The sequence below is a fragment of the Bacteroides sp. 3_1_13 genome, from assembly GCF_001185845.1.
GTDB lineage: Bacteria > Bacteroidota > Bacteroidia > Bacteroidales > Bacteroidaceae > Bacteroides > Bacteroides xylanisolvens.
This window is the reverse complement of sequence record NZ_KQ236955.1, coordinates 1611423-1624518: the sequence shown is the minus strand read 5'-3', so window position 1 is coordinate 1624518 and position 13096 is coordinate 1611423. Positions and strand designations below refer to the sequence as shown.

The following is a 13096-nucleotide window of genomic DNA, read 5'->3' as shown; positions in this document are numbered from 1 at the left end:
CAGGGAGCTGATTCATAAATCCATTATTTGTCTACAGAGAATTTGAAGATACATTGGCTTGTATACTTTTCGCCCGGGCGAAGTACAGCCGACGGCCATTCCGGTTTGTTCGGAGTATCCGGATATTTCTGTGTTTCGAGACATACGGAAGCACGTTGGTTGTAAGTAATGCCTTTCTTTCCTGTCAGCGAACCATCGAGGAAATTACCTGCATATACCTGAATACCCGGTTCATTAGTATAAACGTCGAGTACGATACCAGTCTTCGGTGATTTCAAAGAAGCGCATTTACGGGTTACGTCGCCTTTCGTGTTCAATACCCAGTTGTGATCGTAACCATTGCCGTTTTTCAGCTGTACGAAATCATAGTCGTTGATACGTTCGCCTACCGGAGTCGGGGTGCGGAAATCCATCGGGGTTCCTTCTACCGGAACGATCTCGCCAGTTGTCATGAAGGTGCTGTCCACCGGAGTATAATAGTCCGCATCCACCATCAACAAATGACCGGAGTTGTTGCCGGCATCACCTTCAAGGTTAAAATAAGAGTGGTTAGTCATATTTACAATCGTCGGTTTGTCTGTTTCCGCTTCGTATTGAATATCGATGGCATTATCGTCCGTCAGTTTCATCACCACTTTACAAGTGATGTTTCCCGGAAAACCTTCTTCACCGTCTTCTGCACGGTAAGTCAACTGCAATTCCTGCGGATTCAACAATTCTGCATCAAACACCCGGTATTGGAATCCTTGCGGTCCGCCGTGCAGACAATGACCGTAGTTATTGCGGGGAAGCTGATATTCTACCCCATCCAAGGTGAACTGTCCCTGATTGATACGATTGGCATAACGTCCGATAGTCGCACCGAAATCCGAAGGCTTGCTGATATAGTCCTGAATAGAATCGAAACCGAGAACAACATCACGCATCTGTCCGTCTTTATCGGGAACCATCACTGAAACAATACGTCCACCGAAGTTCGTTATACAAACTTCCATGTTGTTCTTGTTACGCAGAGTGAACAAATCAGTCTTCTTTCCATCTACTTCTGTCTGGAATTTACTCTGCAATAAACCGGAATCTGTAGCCTTTTCAGCTTTCGGAGTACAAGCTGCCATTAAAAGGGCGGCAACTGCCCATACACATAACTTTTTCATGATACAATTGTTTTTTTTAATATTAGTTTTCAGCTATTCATATTTAGATGCAGACGACGCGGATAACGCGTTTTTTCTAATTTTGCATCAGAAAAAGAGCCGCATCATCCGCGTTATCCGCGTTCAATTTACTATGTCAGCATATTACTGTATACTATTCAATAAATCTACCTTTCCTTCATTAACCAGCTTCAAAATCAACTCACCGAAAAGAGTATTCTGCCAGGCGAACCATGCACGGGTAAATTTCTTCGGATTGTCCTTATGGAAAGATTCGTGCATAAAGCCGGTGTCAGCATCCGTGTCCATCAACATCTTAATGCAAGTCTTGATTTCAGCATCATTCTGACTTGTGAAGGCTTTCATCATAATACTCATCGGCCACACCATATCGTAACCGATATGCGGTCCGCCGATTCCTTCGCCTGCCTTGCCTTTAAAGAAGTAAGGATTGTCCTCACTCCACACAAAACGGCGGGTATTCTGATAAATCGGATCGTTTACATTCACATCACCCAAATAAGGCATCGCAAGCAAACTCGGCACATTGGCATCGTCCATCAGATGATGATTTCCAAAACCATCTACCTCGAATGCATAGATTTTACCATATTTAGGATGGTTATACACCGCATATTTCTTTAAAGCTGTTTCCACCTCCTGCGCCAAGTCCTTACATTCTTTAGACAAAGCTGTCTTCTTATTTACCGTCTCCAGAATCTCGGCAGCCTTGCGCAACGAAGATACAGCGAAGAAATTGGAAGGTATCAGGAACTGAAGCGTAGTAGCATCGTCCGAAGGACGGAAACTGGAAACAATCAAACCGACTGGTTTCACCGGTGCTCCCAGACCGTCATTGCTCACAGTATCCAGTGCACGTTCCGTCTTACGTTGGAATTTATAAGGACCTACTCCGTCTTTGCGTTGTTGCTCTTTGAATGTTTTCAGTACATTAGTGATTGCCTGAATCCATTCTTCGTTGAATATGCTCGCATCTCCGGTAGTCTTCCAGTAATGATAGGCCAAGCGCAACGGATAACACAAGGAATCAATTTCCCATTTACGTTCGTGCAACTCCGGTTTCATGTCTGTAAGGTCACTCATCCAATGACCGTCAGGAATAGCGCCGTCATTAAAAGCATTCGCGTACGGATCGATATTGATACATTTGAACTGGCGGAGAATAACACCTGCCAGCATTTCTTTCAGTTCAGGGTCCGCATTAGCTAATTGCACATAAGGCCATACCTGTGCACCGGAGTCGCGTAGCCACATAGCATGAATATCACCCGTATATACGAACGTATCCGGTTTGCCATCGCTTCCTTTACGGAAATGTACGGTTGTATCCAGTGTATTCGGGAAACAGTTGGTAAACATCCATGCCAACTTCGCATTCTTCAAAAGTTTCTGTACACGGAGAATCTCCTTCTCTACCGCATTGGAACGGAACAAACGATTGGATATTTCCGGGCGGTTATCTTTCTGAATAGCATCCGCCAGACATACATGCATTTCCGTCATACGGTTGGAGGCTTGTAACTGCCCGCCACAGAGAAGCATACCTGCCAGCATACCTGCACTGATATATTTGATCTGTTTCTTCATGATTACTTCTTCTATTTAAATTCGTTAGAGAAAGAATAAGGGAAATCGGACTCTTTTGTACCACGTTGCTGATTGGGTTTCGCGTCCATCTTGAAAGAAATGCTAGCGCCATTCAACAAATCCTGATGAGTCAGATAGTTTTTGGTATATTCTTTACCGTTCAATGTCATTGATGAAATGTAACGCTTATCGTCTCCGTTATTCGGAGCAGAGATAGTCACCGTCTTTCCGTTTTCCAGATGCAGCTTCATCTCCTTGAAGTAGGGAGTACCCAAAACATATTCATCCGTACCCGGACATACCGGATAGAATCCCATTGCCGAGAATACATACCAGGCAGAAGTCTGGCCGTTGTCCTCATCACCGCAATAACCATCGGGAGCAGGGGTATAAAGTTTGTCCATCACTTCACGAATCCAATGTTGCGCTTTCCAGGGTTGGCCGGAATAGTTGTACATATAGAGCATGTGCTGAATCGGCTGGTTGCCATGTGCATAGTTGCCCATGTTCATAATCTGCATTTCACGGATTTCATGAATAACGGCTCTATAATAACTTTCATCGAAAATCGGAGGCAGGATAAATACAGAATCCATCATCTGGTTGAATCCGTCTTTACCACCCATCAAATCGATCAGACCTTGAGGATCGTGGAATACCGACCAGGTATAATGCCAGCTATTACCTTCCGTAAAGGCATCCCCCCACTTCAACGGATTGAACGGAGACTGGAACGTACCGTCTTCATTCTTACCACGCATCAGTTTGTGTTCGGGATCGTAGAGATTCTTATAATTCATTGCACGCTTTGCAAAGATTTCAATCTCTTTTTTCGGTTTCTTCAAGGCTTTACCCAATTGATAGATACACCAGTCATCGTATGCATATTCCAGTGTACGGGCTGCATTCTCGTTAATACCTACATTATAAGGTACATATCCCAATTTATTGTAATACTCATGTCCTAATCGTCCGGTAGAACGAACATTCGGATGCACTGCATTCGCTCCATGTTTCACGGCTTCCCACAATGTCTCGATATCGTATCCTTTCAATCCTTTCAGGTAGGCATCGGCAACTACGGAAGCGGAGTTGTTTCCAACCATGCAACCTCTGTGTCCCGGACTTGCCCATTCCGGCAGGAATCCGCTTTCTTTATAAGTGTTCACCAATCCTTCCTGCATCTTTGTATTCATGGATGGATACATCAGGTTAAGGAATGGGAAAAGACAACGGAACGTATCCCAGAAACCGGTATCGGTAAACATATATCCCGGAAGTACTTCACCATTATAAGGGCTGTAGTGCATCACGTCTCCTTTAGCATCTATCTCGTAGAAACTTCTGGGAAATAATACTGAACGATACAAACAAGAGTAGAAGGTACGCAAATGATCAATATCATCGTCTTTCACTTCAATACGTCCTAAAACATCATTCCATATCTTGCGGCCTTTCGCTGCAATCTGTTCAATGTTGTCCGTACTCAGCTCTTTCAAGTTCAGTTCCGCCTGTTCAGGGCTGATAAAAGAGGAAGCCACACGCACATTTACCTGTTCGCCCTTGCGGGTTTTGAAACCGATCAGTGCACCGGCATGGTTGTCTGTCGCTTCCAGTTTGTTGGTGTCAATCACACCACTGGCTACGGCAGCCGTATAAGTAAACGGTTTGTCGAATACTAGTACAAAGTAGTTTTTAAAGTTGGCAGGAACACCACCGCTGTTTTTAGTGGTATAACCGATAATCTTGTTCTCCGAAGGGATTACTTTCACAAACGAGCCTTTATCAAAGGCGTCTACCACTACATAAGAGTGGTCGTTTTCGGGGAAAGTGAAACGAAAAGCAGCCGCTCTCTCTGTCGGAGCAATTTCGGTCACTACATCATGATCGGCAAGATATACTTTATAATAATAAGGAGTAGCCGTTTCAGCTTTATGAGAGAACCAACTGGCACGCTCATCCTGATTAAATACTGCCTTACCGGTTATCGGCATGATGGCAAATTGACCGTAATCATTGATCCAGGGACTTGGCTGATGGGTTTGTTTGAATCCTCTGATCTTGTCAGCGTCATACGTATAGGCCCATCCATCGCCCATTTTACCAGTCTGCGGAACCCAAAAGTTCATTCCCCAGGGCAGCGCAATGGCAGGGTAAGTATTTCCGGTAGATAATGCGTGCTTTGACTGCGTACCAACCAGCGGACTAACATAGTCCACCGGTCCGGTAATTGTTTTTGCAGTCATAGCCCATGCACTAAGTAACGTAAAAGCGAATAGAGCTAGTTTCTTCATGGTATTTTTGTTTTATTTAATCAGTTTTCCTTCAAGCATTTTGATATAATATCCACCTACAACGGAACGTGCCTGGAAGCCTCTTTGATTCGGTTCGTCTGTAAATACCCAGTCGGACATCGGAACACGGTTAGGTGTAACGTTCATAAACAGATATACGGGTTCGATAAATTTCTCAAAGGTAGCTTTGTCATTTGCCAATGTAGCTGTCCACATGATCCAGTCGGTCTTTGTGTATGTTTCACGGTTATCCAACGGAAGACCATATTTATTTTGCTTCGAAAGATAGTAAGCTATTTCCGTTTCTGCAACATTTTTAGGGAAGATTTGCAGATTCAACAGTTTATCCCACACCAGGTTATACTTCTGGCTCCATGTTCCCGGTTTGTCAAATGTAAGACGATAGTGGTCACCATCATCAGCCATTTTCACCCATTCGGCAGCCATTTCTTTCGCTTTCTGTGTGTACTTTTCAGCCACATCTTTTTTGCCCAGCATATCTGCCAGATAACCGTATGAAGCAACACCCATGATTGCTTTGATAGAAAGGTTGGCATTGTGTGCAAAGTGACCTGCAAAGTCATCGGTACAAAGTTGGTTGGCCGGATCAAGTCCGTTCTCTACCAGATAGTCTGTCCACGTAGTCAGGGTTTCCCAATGTTTCTGTGCGTAATCTGCATTACCTTCTACCTTGGCAATGGCAGCAGCCAACACTACCATATTACCCGATTCTTCTACCGGCATATCACCGCCATAAGTCTGGCCGTTAGCCAATGGATAAGTACCGACATCATGTGCAGCAAATGGTTTCGTCCATTTTCCGCTTTCACTATAATAGAAGATATGGTTCATGGTAGCTTTCACCAATTCCGGATTGTAGTATAAAAGCAACGGAGCTCCCGGATAAGTCAGGTCGACTGTTCCGATGGAACCATTACTGAAGTTCTCCTTAGAAAGGAATACCAAGTCACCGTTCGGAGCCTGTACCAGTTTATGTGCAGCCAAGGCCTGACGATAAGCCAATGCACAAAGTTCGGCATATTTACGTCCACCGGCAGCAGTAGCTTCTTCCATCAGCTTCTTGTCGAAAGCAGCGCTGTTCTTCATTTGTGTCTTGTATTCTTTCTCTGCTTTCTGGAATTGGGAAACAATCGTTTCATTGCCCTCACGATTCCAGTAAGGACGCAGGTTATCACCAAAGTATTGGATAGAATAAATATCATCATACCCGATCAACAGGTGGCCATCAGCTTTTTGTGTTTCGCCCAATGAACGTACCAAAGCCAGTTTATCATAACCGTTTGTGGTAGGAGCTTCCAGTTTATTGGCTACGAAGTTCTTGCGCAGCTCTCTGCCGTCACCGATTGCAGATGTGCTGTTTTCCTTTTCAGCTGCCAGATAGAAATGTCCCCAGTCGATACGAACATCATCACCCTTTTTCTTCAGAATCTCCTGATTGCGGCTTCCGGTACGAAGGAATAACAAATCGCCGTCAGTAAAGCTGTCGGCAACAGATTCCTGGTGAGGTTGGTCGATTGCCCATTGCGGAGATGCTTCGAAATACAATTCAACCTGATGTTTCTTTCCGTCATTGGAGGCTACTTCATAAGAGATATAGTTGACAGGACGTGACAACAAGTCCAGATTATCCATGAACATAGGAGCGGTAAATGTCAGTTTCAGATCTACCGGACCACAAGTAAATGTATAATAAGTCTGCATGGGTTGTACATCTGCAGAAGTTTGTTGCGCTGTTTGATGGAAAGAACGGTAACCGTCCAGTTCTACCAGCAATCCGAAATCCAACAGTCCGTTTCCTACCCGGTTATGACAATAACCTGCAATCAGATTTTCACCCGGTTTCAAAGAAGCTACTACTTCTTCCGACAGTTTCACCCGTTCGTTCTTTTTACAAGCATTACCTGTATCTACCACTTTGATGCCGTTGATATAAATAATAGCATCATCGTCGTGAGAGAATTCAAGATATACATTTTTTCCTGTCAAATCTTCCTGAATATCAGCTACCCGGCGTACCCAGATAAATTCTTCACCCCATTGGGTTTTAGCTGTATGTTCATTCTCCATGGTTCCGAAGGCAGCTTCGCCTTCTTTCCAGGCTTTATCATTGAATCCGGCATTCTGCCATCCGTCAGCAGGTTGTTGAGTGGTATACTTTCCTGTCCAGCTACCTTGTTCGGATGTCTTTACCAAAGGACGTAGTTCCAGTTCTTCCGTTCCCATGAAACGGTAGGTTTGTCCGTCTACTTTTGCAACACCAAGTAAAGAAAAATCCTTGCCTGTCCAATGTTTTACAGGACTGTCGTATAGATTGTCCGTAGTAGACCATGCACTAGTATAAGGATCAATTGTCACCAGCGGATATGCCGGAGCACGTAATTCATTCTTCTCGTGCTGTTCTACCTGGGTCTCACAGCTACAAAATACAGAAGCTGTTCCCAGTAACAGCATCATCAGTTGTTGTTTCATAATTTAAATCACCTGTTTATTTAATCTATTTTACGCAAATTCCGTCGTTTTCTATTTATTTCTTAGCCGGAAACAAAAGCATCAATGCCGGTATACCGGAAGCAGAATAACTGTCGATTTCCGCACCTTCCGGCAACTTTTTATAGTATTCGCCTCCACATACGTTCCGTGTCTTATCTCTGTTTGCCCAACCTGTTTTGATGGTACGTTTCAGGAATGGGAGATATTGGGTTTGTCCGCAATCATACACCAACCATGCCATATATTCCGCAAAGATGGCAGTATAGATACCCTGTTCAATACCACCTTCGAAAGGTAGCACTTTATGTTCTGCAGACATATCTTTCACTGTATAGTCTGCTGCCAGAATAGCATTGTCCAGATAACGTTTCTCTCCGGTCGCCTTATAAAGCAGTATGGAAGCTCCGATAAAGGTTGCCTGATTATAGACATGTGCTTTCCAGGCAGGATTGCCATTTCCATGACGGCTATCGGCAATCTTTCCTGTTGCTTTATCCAAGAGATTTTCCACTCCCCATTCATAGATTTCTTTACCTTTGGCAAGATATTGAGCTTTCGTCTGATAATCCGGCCGTTTGTCGGTCGATTCTTTTCTATTTTCAGGCACGTTATTGTAGAGGGTTAATGCTGCAACAACTGTCGGAAAGTTGATACAGGCCATCTTTCCATCACTGAATTTATTCGGTTTCGGATTTTGAATGGGTTGCCATTGCCAGAACATACCTCCGTTTTCTTTGTCATACGAGCCTGTATCACCTACCTTTTCCGAGCCATACCATACCCGTTTGAAACTGGCTTCCGAAAGTTTCAGATATTCATCCACTCCAAAAAGCTCGTAGCCGCGTGCCAGGCTGATAGTCCACCACATGATGTCATCGTAGATGAACCAGCCGGTATTTTCGTTGTTATCATCAAAATCAAACTGACAATATTGCGCTTTGTTCCCTGCAAATATTTTCTCGCAGAGTGTTTTATAATAACTTGTCTTCTTTCTGTCTTTCTGTGCCTTTGCCAGTTTATAGGCATTCATTGCCATATCCCAATAAATAGGCTGACACCAGATAGCCGCTGCTCCATTGCCACGGTCAACAGCACTCGGATAGGACGAATTTGTCTTGTAAATATATTTATTGGAGTCTAGTAGTGTATTGTTAAATCCTTCATAAGCTGCCCATACATCTTCGTTCGTATATGCGTGCTTCTTCTGGTTTGCTTTTCCTGAATTGCCGACTGCCCATATAGTAGTTGATGCTCCCAATAGTAGTGTCAGAGCTAAAAGAATTTTGCCTTTCATGATAGTTTATAAGTTTATAGTATTTTTCCTGTTACAAAGATTGCAGAAATAGCTGAAAAAAAACGATAATATTTATTCAATAAAGAACAAATACAGACCAAAACACTTTTCTACAATAAAAATAAAGGATTAATAAAGGGTTATTGGAGAATAATTCCCCCTCACTCTGTCCTTATGACAGAGATAAGGGGAATATTTAATCTACCTATTGAAAACTCATTCCGGTAAACAATTATTTGTTATCTGTAATATCTGTGGATTCAATCCATTGCCAGTTATCACCAACCAATGTTGCCGTATGGCCTTTCAAACCTGTTATTGTGCTGGTAGCACTTTGAGTAGGCTGATCACCTTTCACTTCAAAATCCCAGGCTTCTACCAAATTCGGATTATCGGCACTTACACCTTCTTCATTACCCATATAAGAAGCATATACCTGATTTTCTGTCCGGTTTGTTTTCCAGATACGTATCTTCTTTATGTAACCGGAGAACCATTCGTTACGATTTCCATTTTTGTCCATCATACAGAATCCCGTCATGCGAATCTGATTGGCTATGGATTGTTCATTGATATACGTTCTCCAAGACTCACCCACACGAATAGGATCTCCTTGCCTCGTACCGTCAATCATGGAATAACACTTCACATCTGTCGGAGTATCAAATCCCGGCAGTCCCTTATCCCTGAAGAGGAATGCATAATGCGTCCAACGATCTTTGGTCCAGTTGTCCGACTTTTTCCATCCCGGTTCCCATTCTTGTGGATTTGTATGATTATTATCTTGCCAGTGAGCAACCATTGTTCTCAACAATCCCTTCGTACGATCCTGTGCGCGCCATCCGCTCCAATAAGGATCGTTGGTCATGGTAGAAAGGAAAGTACAGTTGTCTTCTCCCTGTCTATTGCAATATTCTTTAATATTCACCCAAAGTTCAATCGTAAATGCCTGATTGTCATCCTCTCCAAACTTCACATAATCCTCGCTATAACCAAAGTCTATATAGGAACCGGCATTTCCGTCTACAAACAGATTCCAGGTAATCTGACTGTTATCCGGCCATGCAGAATCTTCTACCTCTTCTACTTTCTTATCGGCAGCAGCAATAGCCTCATCATAAATCTCCTGCGTCATATCTGTGATGGAACCGGATTTGATTCTTTCAGCCAGACTTTCCAAGTCTTTAGCTGCACTCTCCAAAACCGACTTATTTTCTACCGGATATTGTCCCTGATGATTTCCCCACTTCGTTTCATCATTAACGATTGCAAGTATTTCATCCGCCTTTGCCAGTAAATTATTGATATATTGCTGTGCTTCCGGAGACAGATTGTAATATTTTGAATTTTTAAACTCGTCAATCGCTTGATTTACCTTTGCTACAGCAGTTTCCAAAGTTGTTTCATCCAGTTCCTCACCAGCTTCTACTCGTGTTATCAGTGCATCCAACTCGGTAATAGCGGCATTTAATATATCCTTTCCGGTTTCAGGATATGTCCCGGGAGCAGTTCCGTAGGTTGAATTCTTCAATAAATAGTTCAATGACGCACGATTTTCCTGCAAGATACTCAACTGTGTATCTGTTATATACTCGTCTTCAATATCGTCACAAGCGGTAAATATCCCTGCCAGACAAGAAATCAGGAGGAAAGAGAGGAGCATTGCTCCCTCTCTCCATTTATTAGTTAAACATTTCATGTTTTTCATCGTTTTTACATTATTATTCAACAATACGTTGCCACTCGTAAGTACCGATAATCTTAGCAGTATGACGGCCTGTCAGGTCTATTACTTCATTACCTGAACCGGAAGGTTTGGTCATGAAATCCCATGCTGCCGCCAAATCTGCTTCTTTACCCGTCACTTCAGCCGTTCCGTTATAAGAATTCTGAACATATTCGTTATCCTTTGCGCTCTTCCAGATACGGATTTTTTTCATATAACCGGCAAAGCCTTCTTCAAACAGATTATCACTGGTACGCATATAACGTCCGAAAGCAGTCATCGGGGCATTATAGTTGGCATAGTTGCTTGAATTATAGAATCTGCTACCCACGCTTCCTTCGGTTGTTTTCACTTCTCCGTTCACATATAATTTCGCACGAAGCTCCGGACTGCCCGGCAAGCCTTTATCACTGTACACAAACAAGAAATGTTGCCATTCTCCATCTTCCGGTGCCTTTAGTGACGGTTCACAGATATTTCCTCCTGTTTCGCCCCAAGTTGCACGATAAATACCACCGTCCGCATTACGCCAGTACATCATCCAGCCGTTACGCCATCCGTCACCGCCCATGTAAGTTGACAGGAACACATTCTGGTCTTTTCCACCACCTTTGGTTACTTTCACCCAAAACTCAACAGTAAAGGCTTGATTTCCTTCGGTTCCGAAATTGACATATTCTTCGCTACGTCCGAAATCGATATAAGAACCACCATCACCACGTCCGTCCACAAACAGTTCAGCCGGTGTTGTTTCAGCATCTTCTGTACGGATCGTACTCTTGAACTGTTCTATAGACGCCTTGGCTTCTGCCACATAGCGTTGTTTCTCACTTTCCGACGGAGAGGGTTGCTGATATTTGATTAAAAGTACCGCACGATTGGCATCATCTATCGCATCTGTCAGAATTGCCCGGCTTTCGGTGGGGTACTGTCCTTTCTTATCTCCGTAGTCTGAATTTTGCTGCAAATCGGTCATTTCAGCAATCAATGCATCCAGTTGGTCGATATAGGTATCTTCTATTTCAGGAGCCGCAGTATACTCGTCATGCGTTTCTTCAGAACAAGCCGCCAATTGAAGTGTCAGTACCATGCATAACACATAATACCACATTTTCCAATTTGAATATTTCGTATTCATTATTCTTCTTTTTTATGGGTTACAATTATTTATCTGCCGGAAACAACAACATCAATGCCGGTATTCCGGATGCACTATAGCTGTCAATAGTAGCGCCTTCTATCTGTGCCTTATGATATTCGCCACCACACAAATTACGTGTCCGGTCGCGATTAGCCCAGCCGTAATTAATGTTACGTTTCAAGAACGGTACGTACTGGGTCTGGCCACAATCATTTACCAGCATGGCCATGTATTCCGCAAAGATAGCGGTATAAATACCCTGTTCCACGCCACTCTCGAACGGCAGTAAATCATACGTTCCGGACATGGTATTCATTGTATAGTCAGCTCCCAAAATTGCATTGTCCAAATATGTTTTCTCACCGGTAGCTTTATAAAGCAATAACGAAGCTCCGATAAAAGTGGCCTGATTGTATACATGGTCCGACCATGCCGGATTGCCTTCACCATGCTTGCTGTCGGCAACTTCTCCGGTATTGCTGTCTACCAAATTCTTCACAGCCCATTCATAGATTTCTTTTCCTTTTGCCAGATAAGCTTCCTTCGTTTCATAATGCGGACGGGTAAAATCACCGTACTTATTACTCCAGCTTTCCGGATTCGGATCAGCCACACGATCGGCAGGAACATTGTTATAAAGGGTCAATGCAGCTACCACAGTCGGGAAATTAATACAAGCCATCTTACCATCACCGGCAGCATTTTCATTCGGATTGCCGATAGGCTGCCATTGCCAGAACATACCTCCACCCAAATTCTTTTCAGGATCTGCATAAGAACCCGTATCACCTACGCGGGGAGAACCGTACCATACACGTGCAAAACTTGCTTCTGCCAGACTGCGATACTCTTCCACTTTAAATAATTCGTAAGCACGTGCCAAAGTAATGGTCCACCACTGTATATCATCATAGATAAACCAGCCGGTATTCTCATTATTATCGTCGAAATCAAAGTTTACATAATGTGCTTTATTTCCGGCAAACAAATCATCACACAACTGCTTGTATTTGTTTTCTCTTTCCGTATCTCCTTCCGCTTTTGCACGTTTATATGCGTTCATAGCCATATCCCAATAGATCGGTTGGCACCAGATAGCGGCAGCTCCGTTATTACGGTCGGTAGCAGCAGTATAAGCGGTACTTGTTTTATAAATATTCTTATCGGGGTCCAGTAAGTTATCATTAAATGCTTCATAGGCAGTCCAGGTATCCGCATTGGTATACTCCGGTACAATCTCGTAATCCGGAGTATATGGCTTTGCCTGTTTATCCTCATTGCAAGAGGACATACAAAGGACACCGGACATGAGACAAACTGCAGAGAAAATATATTGTTTCATCATCATTTCTATTTTATAATCAGTAT

Annotated in this window: 7 protein-coding genes and 1 pseudogene; all 8 read right to left on the bottom strand. The window is 43.3% G+C overall.

Features of this window, described 5'->3' with window-relative positions:
* Nucleotides 1-23 precede the first annotated feature (23 nt).
* Nucleotides 24-1154, bottom strand: coding sequence for an aldose epimerase family protein (locus tag HMPREF9009_RS05810; protein WP_004299540.1), 1131 nt, complete (start codon nt 1152-1154; stop codon nt 24-26).
* Between the two features lie 144 nt (nt 1155-1298).
* Nucleotides 1299-2660, bottom strand: a pseudogene (locus HMPREF9009_RS05805) (glycoside hydrolase family 125 protein); the annotation flags it as partial.
* Nucleotides 2661-2773: 113 nt separating this feature from the next.
* On the bottom strand, nt 2774-5056 hold the full coding sequence (locus tag HMPREF9009_RS05800) for a GH92 family glycosyl hydrolase (protein WP_008024238.1): 2283 nt from the start codon (nt 5054-5056) through the stop codon (nt 2774-2776).
* 12 nt (nt 5057-5068) lie between these two features.
* Nucleotides 5069-7546: a glutaminase domain-containing protein gene (locus tag HMPREF9009_RS05795; protein ID WP_008024234.1), complete on the bottom strand. Its 2478-nt coding sequence runs from the start codon at nt 7544-7546 to the stop codon at nt 5069-5071.
* 55 nt (nt 7547-7601) lie between these two features.
* Nucleotides 7602-8861, bottom strand: coding sequence for a glycoside hydrolase family 76 protein (locus HMPREF9009_RS05790; RefSeq protein ID WP_049701687.1), 1260 nt, complete (start codon nt 8859-8861; stop codon nt 7602-7604).
* A 232-nt stretch (nt 8862-9093) separates the two neighbouring features.
* Complete coding sequence (locus tag HMPREF9009_RS05785; protein ID WP_049702269.1) at nt 9094-10560, bottom strand: DUF4972 domain-containing protein; 1467 nt, start codon at nt 10558-10560, stop codon at nt 9094-9096.
* A gap of 22 nt (nt 10561-10582) precedes the next feature.
* Entirely contained in the window at nt 10583-11725 is a 1143-nt protein-coding gene (locus tag HMPREF9009_RS05780; RefSeq protein ID WP_004322386.1) for a DUF4972 domain-containing protein, read from the bottom strand.
* Nucleotides 11726-11750: 25 nt separating this feature from the next.
* Nucleotides 11751-13073: a glycoside hydrolase family 76 protein gene (locus HMPREF9009_RS05775; RefSeq protein ID WP_032811971.1), complete on the bottom strand. Its 1323-nt coding sequence runs from the start codon at nt 13071-13073 to the stop codon at nt 11751-11753.
* Between the last annotated feature and the right edge of the window lie 23 nt (nt 13074-13096).